We start from the raw sequence: 21,490 nt of genomic DNA, 5'->3' as shown, positions 1-21,490 counted from the left end.
TGTCCGCATGTTGCTCCGGATCTTCACCGAACCCCAGCAAGGCGCCACGTACGACGTCCAGCTGGCGGTCGCCCGCCGGACGGAGGAGTGCGGGTTCGACGCGTTCTTCCGCTCCGACCATTACCTCGTGATGGGTGACGGCGACGGCCTGCCCGGTCCGACCGACGCGTGGATCTCGCTGGCCGGCCTGGCCCGCGAGACCAGCCGGATCAAGCTCGGCACGCTGGTCAGCCCGGCCACCTTCCGCCACCCCGGCGTGCTGGCGATCACGGTCGCGCAGGTCGACCAGATGAGCGGCGGACGCGCGGAGCTCGGGCTCGGCGCGGGCTGGTTCGAGGCGGAGCACGCGGCGTACGGGCTGGACTTCCCGGACACGCCCGGACGCTTCGACCTGCTGGCCGAGCAACTCGAGGTGATCACCGGGCTGTGGGACACGCCGGTCGGCGAGAAGTACGACTTCGACGGCGAGCACTACCAGCTGAAGGACTCCCCGGCGCTGCCGAAGCCGGTCCAGCAGCCGCACCCGCCGATCATCATCGGCGGCGCAGGCAAGAAGCGCACGCCTGCTCTCACCGCGATGTACGCCGCCGAGTTCAACGCCGGCTTCAAGTCGGTCGAGGACACCAAGGTTCTGTTCGACCGGGTGCGCAAAGCCTGCGAGGCGATCGACCGCGCCCCCGACACGCTCGCCTTGTCCGCGGCCCACCGCGTGGTGGTCGGCAAGGACGACGCCGAGGTGAAGCGCCGCGCCCACGCCGCCGGCTGGACCCTGGACGAACTGCAGGCCCACGGCGTCGGCGGTACGCCGAACCAGGTGGTCGACCAGCTGGCCCGTTTCGCCGAGCTCGGCACCCAGCGCTTCTACCTCCAGATCATGGACCTCACCGACCTCGACCACCTCGACCTGATCGCCTCCGACGTCCTGCCCCAGCTCTCCTGAGCCGAGTTATTCCGAGTTATGCTACCTAAGTCGGAATAACTCCGGCGTTATTCCGACTTAGGCGGCAGGATGACCACGGAAGCGAGCTGGCCTCCCCACTTACCGGAGGTGCGGCCCTGGCGGCAGTTGCACCGTGGCGGCCTGATGGAGGATCGCAAGCTGGCCGAGGTCGTCACCCTGCGGCCACCGCTGATCGCGGATCTGCCGGTCCGGTTGGCATCGTCGGTGCAGGCAGCGGCAGAGGACTGTATCCGGGAGATCTCCGCACTGGATCACTCACACGGTCCACACCTCAAGGGCCTCGAGACGCTGTTGCTGCGCACGGAATCCGTCGCTTCGTCGAAGATCGAGCGGATCGAGGCTTCCGTGAACGACTTCGCTCGTGCCCTGCACGGAATCCGCTCCAACGCTTCCGCCACGTCCATGGTCGCGGCCACGGCGGCGCTGGTGACGATGATCAACTCCGTCGAGGCCGGCGGGGACATCGAGGTCCAGCACCTGCTGACGGCGCACCGGGCGTTGATGGCCGAGGATGAACACGAGCGTGCCTACGCGGGTCGCCTACGGGACATGCAGAACTGGATCGGCGGTAGCGACCACTCGCCCCGTACCGCGTTGTTCGTGCCGCCGGCCGCCGAGACGGTCGTCGGCTATCTCGAGGATCTGGTCACGTTCGCCAACCGGACCGACCTTCCGGTGCTCGCTCAGGCGGCCGTGGCGCATGCACAGTTCGAGTCGATCCACCCGTTCACCGACGGCAACGGCCGCATCGGGCGCGCGCTGATCAACGCAGTACTCCGTCGCCGCGGCGCCACTCGCCAAGTGGTCGTGCCGTTGGCGTCGGCGCTCGTGGCCCGGCGCGACGAGTACTTCGGACTGCTGACCGCCTACCGGACGGGCCGGATCGAGCCGATCATCCTCGCCTTCTCGAAGGCGGCGACTGCCGCGGCCCGGGAGTCTCAGGTGACCGCGCGGCGCATCTTGGAGATGCCCGAGCTCTGGCAGATGGCTGTCGGCGGGCGCCGGGGAAGCGCGGTGGCTCGATTGCTGGACGGGCTGGTGGCTGCACCGGTTTTCTCTGCTGAGGAAGCGGCTGAAGCGATCGGCGGTCCGTTGAGCAGTGTCTACTCGGCCATCGAGCGGCTGCACGGAGCCGGTGTCATCCGTCCGCTCACCAACCGGGTTCGCAACCAGGTTTGGGGGGTGTCCGACGTGCTCGACGAGGTGGAGGCTCTCGGTGCCCGGATTGCGGCCGCCGCCGTGAACTGACTCTTTTCGCCGACGTTCGGTGATCGCGGAAGTGGCTCGATGTCGTGTATCTTGATGTCGAGAGAGTTTGATGCCCGGGAGTTAGGGCAGCCTGACCTGCTGGGCGTGTGGGGGAGTCGGCAGGATGGGGTCAGCGGATACAGGACCGGATAGAGGAGCAGGTTGATGGCCAGCGTCGACAGCTTCGGTGCCAAGGGTGCACTCGAGGTCAACGGAACGTCGTACGAGATCTTCAGGTTGGCGGGTATCGAGGGCGCTGAGACGCTGCCGTACTCGCTCAAGGTGCTGCTCGAGAACCTGCTGCGCACCGAGGACGGCGCGAACATCACCGCCGAGCACATCAGCAAGCTCGGCAACTGGGACGCGAACGCGGCGCCGGACACCGAGATCCAGTTCACCCCCGCCCGGGTGATCATGCAGGACTTCACCGGGGTGCCGTGTGTCGTCGACCTGGCCACCATGCGGGAGGCCGTCGCCGAGCTCGGGGGCGACCCGACCAAGATCAACCCGCTGGCGCCCGCCGAGCTGGTGATCGACCACTCCGTCATCATCGACGTCTTCGGCCGGCAGGACGCCTTCGAGCGCAACGTCGAGCTGGAGTACGGGCGCAACAAGGAGCGGTACCAGTTCCTGCGCTGGGGCCAGTCGGCCTTCGACGAGTTCAAGGTCGTCCCGCCGGGCACCGGCATCGTGCACCAGGTCAACATCGAGCACCTGGCCCGCACGGTGATGGTCCGCAACGGACAGGCGTACCCCGACACCTGTGTCGGCACCGACTCGCACACCACGATGGTCAACGGCCTCGGCGTGCTCGGCTGGGGCGTCGGCGGCATCGAGGCCGAGGCCGCGATGCTCGGCCAGCCGGTGAGCATGCTGATCCCGAAGGTCGTCGGCTTCAAGCTGACCGGCTCGGTACCGGCCGGCGCGACCGCGACCGACGTCGTGCTGACCATCACCCAGATGCTGCGCAAGCACGGCGTGGTCGGCAAGTTCGTCGAGTTCTACGGCGACGGCGTCACCGCGGTGCCGCTGGCCAACCGCGCCACCATCGGCAACATGAGCCCCGAGTTCGGCTCCACCTGCGCGATCTTCCCGATCGACGAGGTCACCCTGGAGTACCTGCGCCTGACCGGTCGCGGCGACGACGAGGTCGCCCTCGTCGAGGCCTACGCCAAGGAGCAGGGCCTGTGGCACAACGCCGAGATCGAGCCGCGCTTCTCGGAGTACCTCGAGCTCGACCTGTCCACCGTGGTGCCGTCGATCGCCGGCCCGAAGCGCCCGCAGGACCGGGTCGCGCTGAGCGAGGCCAAGGAAGGCTTCCGCGGCGCCCTGGCCGACTACGTGCCGGAGGAGGACAAGGTCGGTCAGACCGCGTCGGAGGCCGTCCCGTCGCTCGCCGACGAGAGTGTGGTCGAGTCGTTCCCGGCCAGTGACCCGCCGGCCAACGGCCGCAACCACGCCGAGGAGGCGCAGCCGCACGCGCCGCACCCGGCCGACGGCCGCCCGGTGAAGAAGACCAAGATCAGCCTGAACGGCCAGGAGATCGAGCTCGACCACGGCCACGTCGTGATCGCCAGCATCACCTCCTGCACCAACACCTCGAACCCGTCGGTGATGCTGGCCGCCGCGTTGCTGGCCAAGAAGGCCGTCGACAAGGGCCTGACCAGCAAGCCGTGGGTGAAGACCTCGCTGGCGCCGGGCTCGAAGGTGGTCACCGACTACTACGACAAGGCCGGCGTCACGCCGTACCTCGAGAAGCTCGGGTTCCACCTGGTCGGCTACGGCTGCACCACCTGCATCGGCAACTCGGGCCCGCTGCCCGAGGAGGTCTCGGCCGGGGTCCAGGAAGCTGACCTCGCGGTCGTCTCGGTGCTGTCCGGCAACCGCAACTTCGAGGGCCGGATCAACCCGGACGTGAAGATGAACTACCTGGCCTCGCCGCCGCTGGTGATCGCCTACGCGCTGGCCGGCACGATGGACTTCGACTTCGAGACCGACGCGCTGGGTCAGGACACGGACGGCAACGACGTGTTCCTGAAGGACATCTGGCCGACCGCCGACGAGGTCGAGCAGGTGATCGCCACGTCGATCAACCGGGAGATGTTCACCAAGGACTACGCCGATGTCTTCGCCGGTGACGAGCGCTGGCAGTCGCTGCCGACGCCCGAGGGCAAGACGTTCGACTGGGATCCCGAGTCGACCTACGTGCGCAAGCCCCCGTACTTCGACGGGATGGCCAAGGAGCCGTCGCCGGTCACCGACATCACCGGTGCCCGGGTGCTGGCCAAGCTGGGCGACTCGGTCACCACCGACCACATCTCCCCGGCCGGCTCGATCAAGGCGGACGGCCCGGCCGGCAAGTACCTGGCCGAGCACGGGGTCGACCGCAAGGACTACAACTCCTACGGTTCCCGCCGCGGCAACCACGAGGTGATGATCCGGGGCACGTTCGCCAACATCCGGCTGCGCAACCAGATCGCACCGGGCACCGAGGGCGGCTTCACCCGCGACTTCACCAAGGACGACGCGCCCGTCACGTCGATCTACGAGGCCTCCGAGGCGTACCTCGCCGCCGGGACGCCGCTGGTCATCCTGGCCGGCAAGGAGTACGGCTCGGGCTCGTCGCGCGACTGGGCCGCGAAGGGTACGGCGCTGCTCGGCGCGAAGGCCGTCATCACCGAGTCCTTCGAGCGCATCCACCGATCGAACCTGATCGGCATGGGCGTGCTGCCGCTGCAGTACCCGGAGGGCGAGAACGCGGAGTCCCTCGGCCTGACCGGCGAGGAGACCTTCGACATCACCGGCGTCACCGCGCTGAACGACGGCACGGTCCCGCGCACGGTGCACGTCAAGGTCACCGGCACCGACGGCTCGGTCAAGGAGTTCGACGCCGTGGTCCGGATCGACACCCCCGGCGAGGCGGACTACTACCGCAACGGCGGCATCCTGCAGTACGTGCTGCGCTCCTTGATCGCGAACTGATCGGGATCCCGGCCTGACCTGAGCACCACCGGTACGGCGTACTGCGGGCTGACGCTCGCGGTCCGCCGTACCGGTTCGTTCGGAGCCGTTCACCGGCCCGGTCGCCGGCCGTAATACAGTCCTGGTTAGCTGTCGATGCGCCGGCCGGGCGGGCCGAGCCTCATTCCGGGGGGAAATAGTGCGTTACCCAGTGCTCTTGCTCGCGGCGGTGCTCTCGGTCGCGGGGTGCGCGGCCGGGGAGCCGACCACCTACGGACCGACCACCGCCGGGCCGACCGTGCGGCCGAAGACCTCCGCGCCGGTGCCCGAGGACACGCTGCCGGCGATCGAGGAGGAGACCGAGGCGCCGCCCAAGCCGCTGTGCGAGATGTTCACGACGGCGGAGATCAGCGCGACGCTCGGGTTGCCGGTGCGCAAGGCCGTGATGAGCAAGGGCGGCGGCTACGTCACCTGCACCTGGGCGACGGTGAAGCCGGTGGACGGGCCGGGCGCGGTCAGCATCACCCGCGGTGACGGCGCGCTCTATCCGGCGTACTCGCAGAAGGTCATCGCCGAGGCCAAGGCGAAGAAGGCGCGCGGCCGCAAACTGCTCGAGGGGGTCGGCGACCAGGGCTTCGCGATCGGAGCGTCGGTCAGTGGCGTGCCGATCTGGTACGCCGTGGTCGAGCACGCCGGTGTGCTGACCGGCGTGCAGACCTCCGGTGCGGGCAGCAAGGCCAGCGTGGGCACGATCAAGGAGTTCATGATCGAGGTGCTGGCGCGGGGCTGAGAACTGCCGGCGGGATGCGCTTGACTGTCCGGTATGGCGGAGCGGGAACATCCACGCGAGGTGGTCCGCGCGGCCTGCACGCGATACGGCGAGGACGCGGTGATCGACTGGTGCGTCGCGTTCCTGACCGGCGAGATCTCGGGGGAGGACGCCTTCGGGGCTGACCTGCCGAAGTTGGTGGCGATCACCGGGTCGGAGAATCCAGGCGGCTGGGCCAGGCCGGTCGACCCGGTGAACTTCTACTGGATCCGGGTCTGGGCGGCGCGAGTCTTTCTGTACGTCTGGCGTGATGACGTGGTCGACGCGTTGCTCTCGGTGGCCGGCGACCCGGCGTGGCGAGTGCGTGAACACGTGGCCCGGATCGCCGCTCACCGCGAGCTGGGTCAGTTGGTGGATGCGCTGCTGCCGATGCTGGAGCACGAGCTACCTCGCGTCCGCGCGGCCGCAGTACGGGCTGTGGGGGCGGCGGGGGAGTACGAGCATGTTGCGGCGCTGGAGGTGGTGCGTGACGACCCGGATGACGCAGTACGGGTGGCGGTGGACCGAGCGCTTGAGCGGTTGACCCGACGCCTCGACCGAGAACTGCAGTAGACAGAACTTGCGCTGGACGTGTCGTGGCGGATCCGGTGAGGACCCGCCACGACACGTTGGGCTACCGGCCCAACAGGTTGAGCTTCTCCAGTAGCAGGGTCTGCTGCCGGATCTGGGTGTTGGTGGATGCTGGATTGAGCCGGATGGCTTCGGCCTTGGCCAGGACGGCGCCGAAGGTGCTGTCGAGGCGGAGGTCGAGGTTGGTGTCGACCCGGGTGGTGAGGTCGAAGGAGCCGTCGGCGAAGTTCAGCCAGGCGGTGAGGGCCTGACGGTCGAACTCGGCCTTCGGGTTCAGCAGTTGGAGGCTCAGCACGTTGTTCGCCTTGGCCATCGTGGAGACGTCCTTGGCCTCCGAGAACAGCGGACTCATGTGCTGGACCACCTGCAGATAGCAGTTCACCGTGCTCACCGGTAGATCGATCGGCGGGAGCCGAAGCCCGGAACGGGTCTGCAGGAACCACAAGGGCGCGATGCGGGTCAGCTTCGCGTTGCCGGTCACCACGACCTTCGCCGAGTCGGCCCCTGCTCCACCGTCGTCGTCGCCGGCACCGAAAGCCACGTCGTAGTTGCACGCCGACCCGAAGACATGCGACTGGCTGTCAGTCACGTCGCGCGGCTGCAAGCTCGGACTCGGCGCCGGGTCCGCGCCGGGCGGGTTGACCGGATAACTCGTCGTCACGTCTGGCGTAGGCGACCCGTCACCCCAGCTCCAACTCAGCGTCAGGTCGTCGCTGCCCGGGTCGGTCGACCGCGCCTTGAAGCTCACCGGCTGTCCACTGTGCGCGATGAACGTCGGTACGCCGTTCACCACCGTCGCGCCGCTCTCGTCGATCGCGGCCGTCGGCGCGACGTTCGTGACCTGCAGCGGGAACGATGCGGTCCCGCTGCCCCCGTCGTCGTCGCTGACCGTCAGACCGACTGTGAACGACCCGTTGTCGCCATAGGCCCGCGAACCGGTCACCGCACCCTGATCGGCCGGCGCGCCGTCGTTGGTGAGCATCAACGCTCCCGAAGTCGGAGCACCGAAGCCCCACGAGATCTCCGACGAGTACGTGTCACCCCAGCCCGGATCGACGAACGATCCCTTCGTCGCCAGCACGGACCCCTCGGTGATCGTCTTGACCTGCGCCGGATCGATCGTCACGGCCGGCGCGACATTGCTCACCTGTACTGCGAACGACGCGGAACTCGTCCCGCCGTCGTCGTCGGTCACGGTCACCTTCACTGTGTACGAGCCGTTGTCCGCATAGACGTGGTTGCCCACGATCTGTCCCAGATCCGTCGGCGGCCCCTGCGTCGTGACTCCGGCGGCCGGCGTGCTCGTCGTACCGTCGCCCCACTCGACCGAAGCGCTGTAGGTATCGGCCCACCCCGGATCCGAGAAGCGTGCCTTCACCGCGAAGTCGGTGCCCTCGGCAACCGTCGTCAGCTGTCCGGCGTCGATGCCGATGCTCGGGGCGACATTCGCCACGGCCACCTGGAAGGTGACCGTCGCGGTCTCGCCCTTGTCGTCGGTGACCGTGATCGCCACGGCACCGCTCTGAGCAGGCCCATCGTTGGTGCCGAGACTCCAGGACCAGCGGCCGCCGCCCACATCGGTCACCACCCCACGCGACGCGGCCAGTGTCACCGGCCGCCCCTCGGGATCTCCGAAGCCGCCCGCGTTGGTCGCGGCCGAGCCTTCGTCGACGTTGACCGCTGCCTGGTCGACGCCGACCGACGGCGAGTTGTTGCCTTCCTGCAGCGCCCCGAGCAGATCGATGCGCGGCGTCGTCACGTTCGCCGTCGGGCTCGTCGCGTAGGTGATGTCGACGCCTGAGTCACGCAGATATCCGAGCAGGGTCGCCGCTGTCGCCGCCGGATAGGCGTGACGCAGTGCGGCGATCGCTCCGGCGACATGGGGAGCGGCCATCGAGGTGCCCTGGAGATTGGCCCAGGCGTCGTCCGGTACGGCCGAGTCGATCGACGTACCGGGGGCGAACACGTCCAGCAGCGAGCCGCGGTTCGAGTAGCCCGCCGGGGTGTCGACATCGTTCCCGCTGCCGTTCGCGCCGATCGCGCCGACAGTCACGGCGGTGGAGACGCAGGCGGGCTCGCCGACTCCGGCCGGGTGGGACTCGTTGCCGGACGAGATCGTGGTCGTGATGCCCACCGAGAGCAGCAGGTCGATCGACGCCTTGGCCGAACTGCCGTCGCAGGCCGTCGTGTTGTTGCTGTCGTCGCCACCGCTGAGGTTGGCCGAGGCGATGCTGAAGGAGTTGCGCAGGTCGTAGACGCGCTGCATACCGGCGATGAAGTCCGAGGTGAAGAACTGCACACACGGCGGACTGCCGTCACAGCCGTTGTTGACGCGGTGGTAGATCTGGATCGCGATGATGTTCGCGCCCGGTGCCACTCCGTTGCCCGGAGCACCCGTCACGCCGGTTCCACCACCGGCCGCGATGCCCGCGACGTGGCTGCCGTGGCGGCAGATGTTGGCGGTCCCGTTGAGGCACTGCGCGGTCTCGGCGTCGGCCGCCCCCGCGCCGGTCTGGGCCGCCGTACCGTCCGGGCAGAGCGACGCCTGGTTGGCCGCGTCGCTCACGCTCGAGTAGCACGCTTCGGAGACGATCCGGCCGGCGAAGTACGGATGGTCCCGGTCGATTCCGGTGTCGAGGATCGCGACCGTCTGGCCCGCTCCGGTGAAGCCCAGTTGCTGCACCCGGTCGGCCCGGATGAACGGGAGACTCGAAGCCAGCGACGGCGAACCGACCTTGTCCTCGTGGATCGCGACGACGTTCGGGTCGGCCGCCAGTTCCTCGAGCGCCTTCTGGTCCGCGTCGAGCGCGACCAGCGGGAAGGAACGGTAGGTCCGGTTGACCTCCGTGGTGCCCTCGTCGACGTTGTCGAGCACGGTCTGTTGGTCGCCGAGCTGGTCGACCTGGACGATCACCCGGACCGTGCCCTCCTGGCCGGCCTCGTCGATGAGCCGCTGCTCGGTGGGATTCGGCGTCGGATCCGGTCCGGCCTGCGCCGGTTGCTGGACGGCCGTCGCCGCCAGCATCACCAGAGCCGCGGCTCCGGCAGTGAACAGTCTTCGAGATCGCATGGTTGGTCCCCCCATGGGTGCAGAGCTTCGGATCTCCACATCCTGGGCGGCCGCCTTCAGAAAGCCTTAAAGCCCGCTTTCGTCAATCACTGTCATCCATTGGTCACCTGAAGGTCAATCACTGGCCGCTCGGGCGGGGAAACGTCGCGGCATGGAGACCTCCCGTAGATCCGTCCTGAAAGCCGGCCTGGCTTCCTCCGCGGCCGTCGCCGGCCTCGCCGGTCTGACCACCGCCACCACCGCTGCCGCCACCCCGATCCCGCAGGACCCCTTCACGCTCGGCGTCGCCAGCGGCGATCCATGGCCCGACGGTTTCGTGCTCTGGACCAGGCTCGCGATCGACCCGCTCGCCGAGAACGGGCTCGGCGGCATGCCGACTCGCCCGTACCCGGTGCAGTGGCAGGTGGCGAGCGACCCACGGTTCCACCACGTCGTGCGCTCGGGGGTGGCGGTCGCCCGCCCCGAGCACGCGCACTCGATCCACGTGACCATCGACGGACTGCGCCCGGGCCGCGAGTACTGGTACCGCTTCCGTGTCGACGGCCGCGTCTCGCGGACCGGGCGGGCGCTCACCGCACCGGCCCGGGGAACGACGCCCCGTGAGCTGGCGATGTCGTTCGTGTCCTGCTCGCAGTTCGAGCACGGCTGGTTCACGGCGTACCGGCGGCTGGCCGAGGACCGGCCCGATCTGGTGCTGCACCTGGGCGACTACCAGTACGAGTACACCAAGAACACCTATGTCGCCCCAGGCGGCAACGTGCGCGACCACGACGGACCGGAGACCACGACCCTGGCCTCGTACCGGCAGCGGCACGCGCAGTACAAGAGCGATCTCGACCTGCAGGCCGCGCATGCCGTCGCGCCGTGGCTGGTGGTCTGGGACGACCACGAGGTCGACAACAACTGGGCCGACGAGATCCCGGAGAAGCCGGAGGACGGGTTCCTGGAGCGCCGGGCCGCCGCGTTCCAGGCCTACTACGAGAACATGCCGCTGCGGGCGACCTCGAAGCCGCGGGGGATCGACATGCAGCTCTACCGCCGGGTGAAGTGGGGGGAGTTGGCAACCTTCCACATGCTCGACACCCGGCAGTACCGCGATGACCAGGGCTGCGGCGACGGGTACAAGGACTGCCCGGCGGCGGTCGACCCGAAGCGGTCGATCACGGGTGCGCGGCAGGAGAAGTGGCTGATCGACGGGTTCCGCCGATCGGAGGCCCGCTGGGACGTGCTCGGCCAGCAGGTGTTCTTCGCCCAGCGCGACAACACCGAGGGGCCGGTGAAGCTGACCTCGATGGATGCCTGGGACGGCTACGTCGCCTCACGGGACCGGATCACCCGGGGCTGGGTCGACGCGCGGGTGCGGAACGCCGTCGTCCTGACCGGTGACGTGCACGCGCACTGGGCGTCCGACCTGAAGCTCGACTACGACGACCCGACCTCGCGGACGGTCGGCTCGGAACTGGTCTGCTCCTCGATCACCACCGGCGGCAACGGTGCCGACTCGGCCTCGGGCGCGCACCCGTGGCTTCGCTGGAACCCGCACCTGCGGTTCCAGAACAACCTGCGCGGCTACGTCAACACGACCATCACCCGGGAGTCGATGGTCGCGGACTTCCGCTGCGTCCGCGCCGTCCAGAGCAAGGGCGCCGACGTCTTCACCCGCGCGCAGTTCACGATCGAGGACCGCCACCCCGGTCTGCAGCAGACCGGCGACACCCCGCAGGCCGCGGCCTTCCGTACCGCTGCCGCCGGCCCGGACACCATCGCCTGGGAGACCCAGCGCCCGTAGGGCAGGGGCAGGCTCCGGAGCTCATTCGGTGAGGGTGCTCCGGAGCCTTTCCGCGTACTGCGCTGCCTCGGCGTCGTCGGCGTACTTGGTGCGCGGCCAGAAGAAGCCGCGCAGACCGTCGCCCTTGGTGCGGGGTACGACGTGGACGTGCAGGTGCGGAACCGACTGTGAGACCACGTTGTTGATGGCAACGAACGACCCCTGGGCGTCGTACGCCGTCCGGACGGCCGCCGCGACCGAGCGAGCCGCGCCGAACAGTGGCACCGAGAGCTCGTCCGGCAACTCGACCAGCGTCGGGACGTGCTCCCGCGGTACCAGCAGCGTGTGGCCCTTGAACACCGGCCTGATGTCCAGGAAGCCGAGCACCTCAGGGGTGTCGTAGACGACGTGCGCCGGCGTCGTACCGGCGATGATCGAGCAGAACAGACAGTCCGCCATCAGCCCAGCTTCTCGTCGACGAAGCACCAGCGCCAGGATTCGCCCGGCTCGAAGCTGCGCATCACCGGGTGCCGGGTCCGGTCGAAGTGCAGGTCCGCGTGCCGCCCGATCGACGAGTCGCAGCAGCCGACGTGACCGCAGCCCAGACACAACCGCAGGTGCACCCAGGTGGCGCCCTCGGCGAGGCACTCTTCGCAGCCCTCGGGCGTCGTCGGCGTGATCACGCAAGGCGCCGAGGCCAGGTGCTCGCACTCGGCGGCCGGCGTCGGGGGAGCGACCAGGTTCTCCGACTGCCCACCGACGTCGTCGGCCTCGACCCGGTCGAGGATCGACTCCTCGATGTCGAGCTGGATCTGGGCGCGCTGCAGCACCTCGTCGGCGACCAGCCCTTCGTCGCGGACCTTGAGGATGTGGGCTCGCTCGGTCTTGAGCATCGCCATCCGCAGCCGGCGGTAGGCCTCGCTCGGCGTCTCCAGATCCGTCTCGGGCCGGCCGAGCCGCTCCCAGGCAGCGAGTGCCCGCGACTCGCCGCGCTGACGCAGCAGGGCGATGACCTCCGGCGGATCGTCCGGCGTGACCAGTTCGCTGAGCTTCATCTCGGCGGCCCGGTGAGCGCCTTGCAGTACGGCGGCCTCCTGCAGTGCGTCCTCTGCCGGGTCGGGACCGGGCAGGCGCAGCCGGCGTACGAGCCAGGGCAGGGTCGATCCCTGCAGCAGCAGGGTTCCGGCGGTCACGACGAGGGCGATGAAGACCAGTACTTCGCGGTGCGGGGTGTCGTCGGGCAGGACGAAGACGGCTGCCAGCGTGACCACCCCACGCATGCCGGCCCACGAGACGACGATCAGGGCCTGCACGGAGACCGGGCCCGGCCTCGACCGGCCGAGGATGCGCCGGGACAGGTAGGTGACCGGGAACAGCCAGATCGGGCGGAGCAGCACGGTGGCCAGGAAGACACCGATCGTGGCGAGCGCGATGGTCCAGCCGGACAGCGGGCTCTCCGAGAGGTCGTCGAGGATCCACCGGGTCTGCAGGCCGATCAGCAGGAAGACGGTGTTCTCGAGCAGGAACTGGAAGGTGCGCCAGTTGGTCCGCTCGGACATCCGCGAGGCCGCGGACTGGATGATCGGCGCCTTGTGACCGAGCAGCAGGCCGGTGACCACCACCGCGAGCACCCCGGAGGCGTGCACGTAGTGGTTCTCGGCGGCGACGTACGCGATGAAGGGCGCGGTCAGGCTGAGGGTCGTGTCCAGCACCGGGTCGGTGAAGCGCTTGCGGACCTTGGCCAGCACGATCGCGACGACCAGGCCGATCAGTACGCCGCCCCCGGCGGCGCGGAGGAAGTCGAGGCTGACGTGCAGGAAGGTCGGCGTGATCAGGGCGGCGGCGATCGCCGTCCGGAGGCAGACCAGCGCGGTGGCGTCGTTGACCAGGCTCTCGCCCTCGAGGATCGTGACGACCCGGCGGGGGAGGCCGACCTTCCTGGCGATCGCGGTGGCCGCGACCGCGTCGGGCGGTGCGACGACGGCGCCGATCGCGAACGCCGCCCACAGGGGAAGCGGCTCCTGGCCCGAGCCGACCATGCCTTCGCCGAGCAGCCAGTACGCGACCAGTCCGACGCCGACCGTGGTGAAGGCGACCAGGCCGATCGACAGCAAGCCGATCGACCGGCGGTGCTTGCGGAAGTCGACGAGGCTGGTCTTGATCGCCGCGGAGTACAGCAGCGGCGGCAGGAAGCCGACCAGGACGACCTCATGGGACAGCTCGACCCGCGGCACGAACGGCAGGTACGACGCGGCGACGCCGATGACGACGAGTAAGAGGGGAGCCGAGATCCCGATTCGCCGGGCGAGCGCGGCACCAGCCGCGACCACGGCGACGAGAGCAACGATCTCGATCGCGATATCCACCGGCACAGTGTCGCAGGCCGCGTGTGCTGTTGCCGCGCGGTTCGCCCACAGCGGAGTACGCGCCCTGTTGCCGGCAGTTCGGATCGTTTACCTTGTGCGCATCGAGTCCGCCCGCTCACTGGGGGTCACATGTACCGCCGCATCACCGTCAGCCTGGCGACCGTCGCCGCCCTCGTCACCCCGGTCTGGCTGCCGTCCGCCGCGACGGCGGCCGACAGCGTGACCACCACCAACGCGTGTGTGGACAGCGTGCCGGAGCCCGGTACGGCGACGCCGGTGCGGATCTGTTACTCGCTCTTCCAGCCGGCCGCTGCCTCCCGGGCCCGAACCGTGCCGCTGATCTTCCACAGCCACGGCTGGGGTGGCAGCCGGACCAAGGACGCTGCCGCGTTCAAGTCCTACCTCGACGCCGGGTACGGCGTGCTGAGCTTCGACCAGCGTAGCTTCGGCGAGTCGACCGGTGTCGCGCACGTGATGAACCCGGAGCTCGAAGGCCGCGACGTGATCAAGCTGGTCGACCTCGTCGCCGGCCTCGGCTGGGTGACGAAGCAACGGCCGGGCGATCCGCTGATCGGCGCGATCGGGGGTTCGTACGGCGGTGGCTACCAGTTCGCGGGGGCCTTCACGGAGCTGCGTGACAAGGGGCGTACCCGCTTCGACGCGTTGGCGCCGGAGATCACCTGGTGGGACCTGAAGCAGAGCCTGGCACCTTCGGAGGCCGCCCGGACGCTGTGGCTGTCGATCCTCTTCGCGGGTGGCGGCAAGAACCTTCCGCCGGCCGTCTCCGCGGGCTTCGTCGCGCTGATCACCACCGGGCACTGGCCTCGCGGTCAGGCCGGGCGTGACCTGGACGCGTTCTTCGCCAAGAACGGCCCGGCCTGGCACGTGAAGCACGGGCGCAAGCTCGACGTTCCGGTGCTGATCGGCCAGGGCCTGTCGGACAACCTGTTCAACCTCAACCAGGGCCTGCAGAACTTCGACCGGGCACTCACCGGACGCGCCCGGGCCAAGTCGCTGTTCGTCGGCTACAACGCCGGGCACACGTTGCCGAGCGTGCTGCCGCCCGGCTTCGTGACACCGGGGGACCCGTGCTCGATCGCACTCGGGTCGGCCTCCTTCGGTGCTCTCGCGCAGCGGTTCCTGGCGCTCAACCTGAAGCACGAGAAGACCGGGCTGGGCGGCTTCGGCAAGTACCACCTGGCCACCGCCGATGGTCGTTGCCTGACGCAACGAAGCCTAGCGCCGAACACGCAGTACCGGCTGGGGCGGATCAGCAGCGCGACCACGGTGCTGGCGAAGGGGCCGATCACCGTCGCGGGGGTTCCGCAGCTCAAGGCGAAGGTCAGCAGCTCGCTGCCGAACGCGGCTGCTTTCTTCGCGCTCAGTGTGGGCACGTCGCCGCTGGATGCGAAGGTCGTGCAGAACAACACGATGCCGTTGCGGGAGCAGCGCCCGGTGCGCGGAGCCCGCAGGACCGTCGACCTCCCTGGAATCGCGGTCGACGTACCGGCGGGGAAGACGTTGTACCTGACGGTGTCGCCGGTCGCCGACATGTTCGCCGGTCAGAACGGAACCATCCCGAGCACGCTACGCCTGACCGACGTGTCGCTCCGGCTGCACCGGGTGCGCTAGCGGACCTTGTCGAGGTACGTCTTGAAGACCGTCAGGAACGGCTCCTCGGAGGCGACCGCCGTCACCAGCCAGTCGGCGGTCGCCTGAGCCTGCTCGATCACGTCGGCGGGGTAGCCGTACTTGACCTGGTGCTCGGCGAACTCGTCCTCGTCGTCGACCAAGACCGTGCCGTCGCGTTTGCGGATCACGTCGAGGTCCAGGTCGATCATCGTGACCTGGTCGTCGCCGAACTCGACCGGGGTGGTGACGTCGACGTAGATCTCGGTGGAGCGCGGTTCGTCGTTGAAGATCGCGGTGAACCAGCGATCCCGCGGGAACAGCTGGACATGGGCCTGCTCGTGCTTCAGTTCCGGCTCGTCGCCGCGCTGGGAGACCGAGTCCCGCGGCGCGCCGAGCCAGACGCCGTACTGGTCCTCACCCAGGTACTGCATCCATTGGTGCCAGTGGAGCTTCTCGTCGTACTTGCGATAAACCACCCGGACGTTCCGCATGCCGTCACCGTACCGGCGGTTGCGGTCAGCGCGCGGACCGATCCCGTGGCCTGTGGATATCCTGCCTGTCATGCGGCGGATGCTGGTCACGGGCGGGGCAGGGTTCATCGGCTCGAACTTCGTGCACGACACCGTGCGGAGCTTTCCGGAGGTCGAGCTCACCGTGCTGGACCTGCTGACCTACGCGGGCAGCCAGCGCAACCTCGATGCCGTCTCCGACCGGATCACCTTCGTGCACGGCGACATCTGTGACTCTTCGCTGGTGGACGGTCTGGTCCGCGACACCGACGTCGTCGTGCACTTCGCCGCCGAGTCCCACGTCGACAACTCGCTCAACGACCCGTCCCCGTTCATCCGGACCAACATCGTCGGCACCTTCACGCTGCTCGAAGCGGTCCGCAAACACGGGGTTCGGCTGCATCACATCTCCACCGACGAGGTCTTCGGCGACCTCCCGCTGGACTCGGACGACCAGTTCACCGAACAGACGGCGTACGACCCGTCCAGCCCGTACTCCGCCAGCAAAGCCGGCTCCGACATGCTGGTCCGCGCCTGGGTCCGCTCGTACGGCGTACAGGCCACGATCTCCAACTGCGCCAACAACTACGGCCCCTACCAGCACGTCGAGAAGCTGATCCCGCGCCAGATCACCAACGTCCTGCTCGGCGACCGCCCCAAGCTCTACGGCGCCGGCGACAACGTCCGCGAATGGACCCACGTCACCGACCACAACACCGCGGTCCACCGCATCATCACCGCCGGCCGAATCGGCGAGACCTACCTGATCGGCTCCGGCGACGAACGCAGCAACCGCCAGATCGTCTCCGAGCTCCTGACCCTGATGAACCACCCCGCCGACGCCTACGACCACGTCCCCGACCGCCCCGGCCACGACCTCCGCTACTCCAACAACACCACCAAACTCCGCACAGAACTGGGCTGGGCGCCGACGTACGACTTCACCGCGGGCCTGAGAGCCACGATCGAGTGGTACCGCGAGAACTCGGCCTGGTGGAAGCCGGCCAAGTCCGCCACCGAGGCGAAGTACAAACTCCTCGGGCGCTGACCGGGGCGTTGCAGCGGTTGCAGCTTGTTGCAAATACCGATGGATCCATGGACGGCGGTTGCCCAAGGCCCCATGATGATCCGGCCGCCTGGCTGCTGGAGTCCGACGGCGAGGGGGAGGGTTTCATGGCCAGGTGGGGTATCCGAGGCGTGCGCGGAGCGGCGGTTGTCGCGGCGCTGAGTCTTGCGATCGCAGGACTGACCGGGATGCAGGCGGCAGGGAACACGCTGGATGACCCGCCGGTGCCGCCGGCTCCGCCGCAGATCACCGCGACGTACAAGGGCGTGGAGATCCTCAACTGCCTGGGCCAGAACACCTGCCCGGAGACCGCCGTCACCGGTGAGCCGGTGATCTTCACGATCACCGCGACGTCACCCGATGTGGTCAGGCAGTGGTACAAGTTCGGCTCGGTGACCGAAGAAGTGACCGGCACCAGCGTGACTGTCTCGCTGACCCCGACAGGTGGCGGACTCAGCCAGCTGCAGGCTGTCAGCATCAACGAGATCGGCCAGTCCAGTACGACGGCGTACTTCCGCTTCAATGCCGGACCGCGGCCCAAGCCCATCGGCTCCTGGTCCTTCGACGACGGCTCCGGTACGACGGCCGCCGACGCCGCGACCCCGGCCCACCCGCTGACGGTCACCAACGGTGGCGCCTTCGACGGCAAGGGCCGGGTCAACGGCTCGCTCGCCCTCGATGGCGCCGATGACTATGCCCAGGCCGCCGATCCCGTGGTCGACACCTCGAAGAGCCTGACAGTCTCCGCTTGGGTCCGGCCGACCAACGCGACCAAGAATGGCGTGGTGGCAGCGGTACCGGGCACGAACAGCAGCGCCTTCGGCCTGTACTACGACGCTCCCGCCAAGCGCTGGGTCTTCGCCCGTACGTCGGCGGACGTCAGGAACCCGGCCCGCTACCGGGCCAGCTCCAAGGAAGCTCCGGTCAACGGTGCCTGGATCCACCTGATCGGCACCTACGACGCGACCACCGGCGCGCTTCAGCTCTTCGTCAACGGCCGGCTGCAGCAGACCGCGACTTCGCCGAGCACGCCGGCCTGGCAGGCCACCGGCCCCTTGACGGTCGGCCGGGGTAAGTACGCCGCGGCCTTCACCGGCAACTTCGCGGGCTCCCTCGATCAGGTCAACGTCTGGCAGCGCGTGCTCGTCGCGGAGGAGATCCCCGGCATCGTCGAACCGCGGATCAACGACGGCGTCACCGCCGGCCTGGCGGCGTACTGGCCGCTCGACAATGCGGCCAAGGCCCCCAACAACGTCTGGCGCACCCCGGAAGCCGTGCGAGGCGCTGACCTCACGGTGGCGGGCTTCGGCGCTACCAGCAATCAGTCCGGCGCCTTCGTCGACGACGAGGAGCGCGGTCGGGTGCTGGAGCTGACCGGCAAGGCTCGCGAGTCGGTAACGCTCAGCCCGTCGGTCATCGACGGCGGCAGCACCTTCACCGTCGCCCTGCGCGTCAAGGTCGGCGACCTCGACAAGCCGATGGTCATCGTCCGGCAGGGAACCACGGGCAAGGACAGCTGGCGCCTCGAGTACAAGCCGGTCGACCAGTTCAGCAGCCAGTGGATCTTCGCCCGCGGCGACGCCAAGTCGTCCACCGAGACCCTCGCGACCGCGACCGTCGACCGCGAGTTCCTCACCAGCTGGACCGTGCTGGCAGCCACCTTCTCCAGCCTCGACGTCAACGGCATCGGTGAACCGGCCGCCAAGTTGGTTCTGACCGTCGACCTCCGCTCGTCCAGCGGTTCCACCCAGACCTACTCAGGGACCCCGCTCCGCACCGGAACCACGGTCGTCGGCGCCGCCCGGACCTCCGGCAAGTCCTTCATCGGCCGCCTGGACGACCTCCGCGTGTACTCCGGTCAAGCCCAGGCCCAGCGCCTCTGCCAGGACTACCCGGACCTCAGTAACTGCGGCTCCTAGCCGTGACGCTCGCTGTCCCTCAGCCGTGAAGGGACAGCGAGCGGAGTTTGTCCAGGTACTCCTGGTAAACCGTGGTGAACGGCTCTGCCGTGGTGATGTTGGCGACCACCCAGGCGCAGGTGGCTTCGGCGGTGGCGATGACCTGGGGTGGGTACGAGTAGAGCTTCTGGTGGAGGAGGAACTCGTCTTCGTCCATCACCTTGACGGTGCCGTCGCGGAGCAGGCGGACGTCGAGGTCCAGGTCCACGGCGGTGACCGAGTCGACGCCGAACTCCGGGGGCATGGTGATGTCGCAGTAGACGCGGGTGGGGTGGGGGGCGTCGTTGAAGAGGGCGCTCCACCATTGGCCGTGGGGGTAGAGGCGGACTCGGTGGTGGTCGATCGTCACCCAGGTGCCGTCGGCGCGCTGGGCGCGGGAGCCGGGGAGGGAGCCGACCCAGAGGCCGTGTTCGTCGTCGCCCAGGTGGATGGATTCGACGAAGCGGTGCGGGCGCCGGTCGTACTTGCAGAAGAGTGTCCTCACCGTCTTCATGCCATGACTCTAGGTGAGGGTGGCATCACAAGCGAGCAAGCGGGCCGGTGGGGCCGTGGGAGTGTGAGAAATGCACCTCTCGCCCCGGCTGAGTTCGGATTCGTCGCTGTCCGTGCATAGACTCAAGACTTCGAGGACAACCTGCGGAGGAGCTCGATGCGCGTTCTGGAGACCGTCGATGGCCCGGCGGACCTCAAAGGAATGACCGATTCTCAGTTGCGTGAGTTGGCCTCGGAGATCCGTGACGTCCTGGTCGAGACGGTGTCCCGCACCGGCGGCCACCTGGGTCCGAACCTGGGCATGGTGGAGATCACCCTCGCCATGCACCGGGTGTTCGAGTCGCCCAGTGACCGGCTGGTCTTCGACACCGGGCACCAGACCTACGTGCACAAGCTGCTCACCGGCCGGGCGGCGCAGTTCGACACGCTCCGTCAGCAAGGCGGACTCTCGGGGTACCCGAGCCAGGCCGAGTCCGACCACGACGTGGTCGAGAACAGCCACGCCTCGACCTCCCTGTCGTATGCCGACGGCCTGGCCAAGGCGTACCGGCTGCGCGGCGAGGACCGGCACGTCGTCGCGCTGATCGGCGACGGCGGCCTGACCGGGGGGATGGCCTGGGAGGCGCTCAACAACATCGCCGCGGCCGACGACCTCAAGCTCGTCGTCATCGTCAACGACAACGGGCGTTCCTACAGCCCGACCGTCGGCGGGCTGGCCACCCACCTGACCAGCCTGCGCACCAACCCGCGGTACGAGAAGATCCTCGACCTGGTCAAGAAGAACCTCGGCCGGACGCCGTACGTGGGCCCCCCGATGTACGAGGTGCTGCACGGGGTGAAGAAGGGCCTGAAGGACATGGTCGCGCCGCAGGGCATGTTCGAGGACCTCGGCCTCAAGTACGTCGGCCCGGTGGACGGCCACGACCGGCAGGCGATGGAGGACGCGCTCACCAAGGCGAAGGCGTTCGGCGGCCCGGTGATCGTGCACGCGGTCACCCAGAAGGGCTTCGGGTACGCCGCCGCCGTGCAGGACGAGGAGGACAACTTCCACCAGGTCCGGCCGAAGAGCAAGCCGCGCGGCTGGACCGACGTGTTCGCCGAGGAGATCGTCGAGATCGGCCACCGCCGTCCCGACGTGGTCGCGATCACCGCCGCGATGCTGCACCCGACCGGGCTGGCGCCGTTCGCGGCCGAGTTCCCCGACCGGATCTTCGACGTCGGCATCGCCGAGCAGCACGCCGTGACGAGCGCCGCCGGCCTCGCGATGGGCGGCCTGCACCCGGTGGTCGGCCTCTACGCGACCTTCCTGAACCGCGCCTTCGACCAGCTGCTGCTCGACGTCGCGCTGCACAAGTGCGGGGTCACCTTCGTGCTCGACCGCGCCGGGGTCACCGGTGACGACGGCGCGAGTCACAACGGCATGTGGGACATGTCGATCCTGCAGCTCGTCCCCGGCCTCCGCCTGGCGGCGCCGCGCGACGGCAGCCGGCTGCGCGAGCTGCTCAACGAGGCCGTCGAGGTCGACGACGCCCCGACCGTACTGCGGTACGCGAAGGGCGAGGTGTTCCCCGACCTCGAGGCCATCGACCGCGTCGGCGGCAGCGACGTCCTGGTGCGCACCGGGACCGACGTACTGATCGTCGGCATCGGCTCGATGGCCGCCACCGCCGTGGACGTCGCCGGCCGCCTCGAGGCGCAGGGGTTCGGCGTCACCGTGGTCGACCCGCGCTGGGTGAAGCCGGTCGACCCGCAACTGATCGAGCTGGCCGGCAGGTTCAAGTTCGTCGTGACGATCGAGGACAACGGCCGCGCCGGTGGCTGCGGTGCGGCGATCTCGCAGGCGCTCCGCGATGCCGGCGTCACCATCCCGGTGCGCGACTTCGGCATCCCGCAGCAGTTCCTCGACCACGCCAAGCGTGACGTGATCCTGCAGGCGATCGGATTGACCGGCCAGGGAGTGGCCCGGGACGTGATAGAGATGATCGCCAAGCAAGGGGACGCGATCACCAGTGAGTCAGACACCGCGAGCGGCAGGCCGGGCGGCGCCTGACGGGGGACCG

General features: G+C 68.8%; 15 protein-coding genes. 10 read left to right on the top strand and 5 right to left on the bottom strand.

Annotated elements, in window-relative coordinates; translation table 11 throughout:
* Positions 1 to 7 precede the first annotated feature (7 nt).
* The 5 genes from OX958_RS19870 to OX958_RS19850 all read left to right on the top strand — a co-directional run bounded on the left by OX958_RS19870 (position 8) and on the right by OX958_RS19850 (position 6,551).
* Positions 8 to 940, top strand: a complete 933-nt coding sequence (locus tag OX958_RS19870; RefSeq protein ID WP_270130431.1) for an LLM class F420-dependent oxidoreductase — start codon at positions 8 to 10, stop codon at positions 938 to 940.
* Positions 941 to 1,084: 144 nt separating this feature from the next.
* On the top strand, positions 1,085 to 2,209 hold the full coding sequence (locus tag OX958_RS19865; RefSeq protein ID WP_270130430.1) for a Fic family protein: 1,125 nt from the start codon (positions 1,085 to 1,087) through the stop codon (positions 2,207 to 2,209).
* Between the two features lie 165 nt (positions 2,210 to 2,374).
* The gene (locus OX958_RS19860; RefSeq protein ID WP_270130428.1) at positions 2,375 to 5,191 is read left to right on the top strand and encodes an aconitate hydratase; all 2,817 of its coding nucleotides are present in this window, start codon (positions 2,375 to 2,377) and stop codon (positions 5,189 to 5,191) included.
* 178 nt (positions 5,192 to 5,369) lie between these two features.
* Positions 5,370 to 5,960, top strand: coding sequence for a DUF3558 family protein (locus OX958_RS19855; protein WP_270130427.1), 591 nt, complete (start codon positions 5,370 to 5,372; stop codon positions 5,958 to 5,960).
* Between the two features lie 33 nt (positions 5,961 to 5,993).
* The gene (locus OX958_RS19850; RefSeq protein WP_270130425.1) at positions 5,994 to 6,551 is read left to right on the top strand and encodes a HEAT repeat domain-containing protein; all 558 of its coding nucleotides are present in this window, start codon (positions 5,994 to 5,996) and stop codon (positions 6,549 to 6,551) included.
* Positions 6,552 to 6,612: 61 nt separating this feature from the next.
* Here the strand turns inward: OX958_RS19850 and OX958_RS19845 are convergent, their stop codons facing one another.
* Positions 6,613 to 9,639, bottom strand: a complete 3,027-nt coding sequence (locus OX958_RS19845) for a S8 family peptidase (RefSeq protein WP_270130423.1) — start codon at positions 9,637 to 9,639, stop codon at positions 6,613 to 6,615.
* Between the two features lie 151 nt (positions 9,640 to 9,790).
* Here OX958_RS19845 and OX958_RS19840 point away from each other — a divergent pair, with 151 nt between their 5' ends.
* Positions 9,791 to 11,428, top strand: a complete 1,638-nt coding sequence (locus tag OX958_RS19840) for an alkaline phosphatase D family protein (RefSeq protein WP_270130422.1) — start codon at positions 9,791 to 9,793, stop codon at positions 11,426 to 11,428.
* 21 nt (positions 11,429 to 11,449) lie between these two features.
* Here the strand turns inward: OX958_RS19840 and OX958_RS19835 are convergent, their stop codons facing one another.
* Together OX958_RS19835 and OX958_RS19830 are read right to left on the bottom strand one after the other, a co-directional pair.
* On the bottom strand, positions 11,450 to 11,866 hold the full coding sequence (locus tag OX958_RS19835) for an HIT family protein (protein ID WP_270130420.1): 417 nt from the start codon (positions 11,864 to 11,866) through the stop codon (positions 11,450 to 11,452).
* Complete coding sequence (locus OX958_RS19830; RefSeq protein WP_270130418.1) at positions 11,866 to 13,773, bottom strand: Na+/H+ antiporter; 1,908 nt, start codon at positions 13,771 to 13,773, stop codon at positions 11,866 to 11,868. The genes OX958_RS19835 and OX958_RS19830 overlap by 1 nt, the downstream gene beginning before the upstream one ends.
* Positions 13,774 to 13,902: 129 nt before the next feature.
* Here OX958_RS19830 and OX958_RS19825 point away from each other — a divergent pair, with 129 nt between their 5' ends.
* Positions 13,903 to 15,405 (top strand): CocE/NonD family hydrolase, encoded by a 1,503-nt coding sequence (locus OX958_RS19825; RefSeq protein WP_270130416.1) that lies wholly within the window; start codon positions 13,903 to 13,905, stop codon positions 15,403 to 15,405.
* Here OX958_RS19825 and OX958_RS19820 read toward each other — a convergent pair.
* Positions 15,402 to 15,896 (bottom strand): DUF402 domain-containing protein, encoded by a 495-nt coding sequence (locus OX958_RS19820; protein WP_270130414.1) that lies wholly within the window; start codon positions 15,894 to 15,896, stop codon positions 15,402 to 15,404. The two genes, OX958_RS19825 and OX958_RS19820, sit on opposite strands and share 4 nt — an antisense overlap.
* A gap of 70 nt (positions 15,897 to 15,966) precedes the next feature.
* Between OX958_RS19820 and rfbB the strand changes: the two genes are divergently transcribed.
* Together rfbB and OX958_RS19810 are read left to right on the top strand one after the other, a co-directional pair.
* Positions 15,967 to 16,962 (top strand): dTDP-glucose 4,6-dehydratase, encoded by a 996-nt coding sequence (gene rfbB / locus OX958_RS19815; RefSeq protein WP_270130412.1) that lies wholly within the window; start codon positions 15,967 to 15,969, stop codon positions 16,960 to 16,962.
* 125 nt (positions 16,963 to 17,087) lie between these two features.
* Positions 17,088 to 18,899, top strand: a complete 1,812-nt coding sequence (locus OX958_RS19810; protein WP_270130410.1) for a LamG domain-containing protein — start codon at positions 17,088 to 17,090, stop codon at positions 18,897 to 18,899.
* Between the two features lie 19 nt (positions 18,900 to 18,918).
* Here OX958_RS19810 and OX958_RS19805 read toward each other — a convergent pair whose 3' ends face one another.
* On the bottom strand, positions 18,919 to 19,431 hold the full coding sequence (locus OX958_RS19805) for a DUF402 domain-containing protein (protein WP_270130408.1): 513 nt from the start codon (positions 19,429 to 19,431) through the stop codon (positions 18,919 to 18,921).
* A gap of 156 nt (positions 19,432 to 19,587) precedes the next feature.
* On the opposite strand from OX958_RS19805, the gene dxs reads away from it, so the two are divergent.
* Positions 19,588 to 21,480 carry a 1-deoxy-D-xylulose-5-phosphate synthase gene (gene dxs / locus OX958_RS19800; RefSeq protein WP_270130407.1) on the top strand — a complete coding sequence of 631 codons (1,893 nt, stop codon included), beginning with the start codon at positions 19,588 to 19,590 and terminating at the stop codon, positions 21,478 to 21,480.
* Positions 21,481 to 21,490 lie beyond the last annotated feature (10 nt).

Source organism: Kribbella sp. CA-293567, from assembly GCF_027627575.1.
Lineage (GTDB): Bacteria > Actinomycetota > Actinomycetes > Propionibacteriales > Kribbellaceae > Kribbella.
The sequence above is the reverse complement of the archived record's forward strand: the minus strand, read 5'-3'. Positions and strand labels throughout refer to the sequence as shown.

What these genes read in the sequence shown, in the direction of transcription:
- OX958_RS19840 (WP_270130422.1), top strand. Translation starts at nt 9,791, where the DNA reads ATGGAGACCTCCCGTAGATCCGTCCTGAAAGCCGGCCTGGCTTCCTCC.
- OX958_RS19865 (WP_270130430.1), top strand. Translation starts at nt 1,085, where the DNA reads ATGGAGGATCGCAAGCTGGCCGAGGTCGTCACCCTGCGGCCACCGCTG.
- OX958_RS19835 (WP_270130420.1), bottom strand. Translation starts at nt 11,866, where the DNA reads ATGGCGGACTGTCTGTTCTGCTCGATCATCGCCGGTACGACGCCGGCG.
- dxs (WP_270130407.1), top strand. Translation starts at nt 19,588, where the DNA reads ATGCGCGTTCTGGAGACCGTCGATGGCCCGGCGGACCTCAAAGGAATG.
- OX958_RS19805 (WP_270130408.1), bottom strand. Translation starts at nt 19,431, where the DNA reads ATGAAGACGGTGAGGACACTCTTCTGCAAGTACGACCGGCGCCCGCAC.
- OX958_RS19870 (WP_270130431.1), top strand. Translation starts at nt 8, where the DNA reads ATGTTGCTCCGGATCTTCACCGAACCCCAGCAAGGCGCCACGTACGAC.
- OX958_RS19810 (WP_270130410.1), top strand. Translation starts at nt 17,088, where the DNA reads ATGGCCAGGTGGGGTATCCGAGGCGTGCGCGGAGCGGCGGTTGTCGCG.
- OX958_RS19820 (WP_270130414.1), bottom strand. Translation starts at nt 15,896, where the DNA reads ATGCGGAACGTCCGGGTGGTTTATCGCAAGTACGACGAGAAGCTCCAC.
- OX958_RS19860 (WP_270130428.1), top strand. Translation starts at nt 2,375, where the DNA reads ATGGCCAGCGTCGACAGCTTCGGTGCCAAGGGTGCACTCGAGGTCAAC.
- OX958_RS19850 (WP_270130425.1), top strand. Translation starts at nt 5,994, where the DNA reads ATGGCGGAGCGGGAACATCCACGCGAGGTGGTCCGCGCGGCCTGCACG.
- rfbB (WP_270130412.1), top strand. Translation starts at nt 15,967, where the DNA reads ATGCGGCGGATGCTGGTCACGGGCGGGGCAGGGTTCATCGGCTCGAAC.
- OX958_RS19825 (WP_270130416.1), top strand. Translation starts at nt 13,903, where the DNA reads ATGTACCGCCGCATCACCGTCAGCCTGGCGACCGTCGCCGCCCTCGTC.
- OX958_RS19845 (WP_270130423.1), bottom strand. Translation starts at nt 9,639, where the DNA reads ATGCGATCTCGAAGACTGTTCACTGCCGGAGCCGCGGCTCTGGTGATG.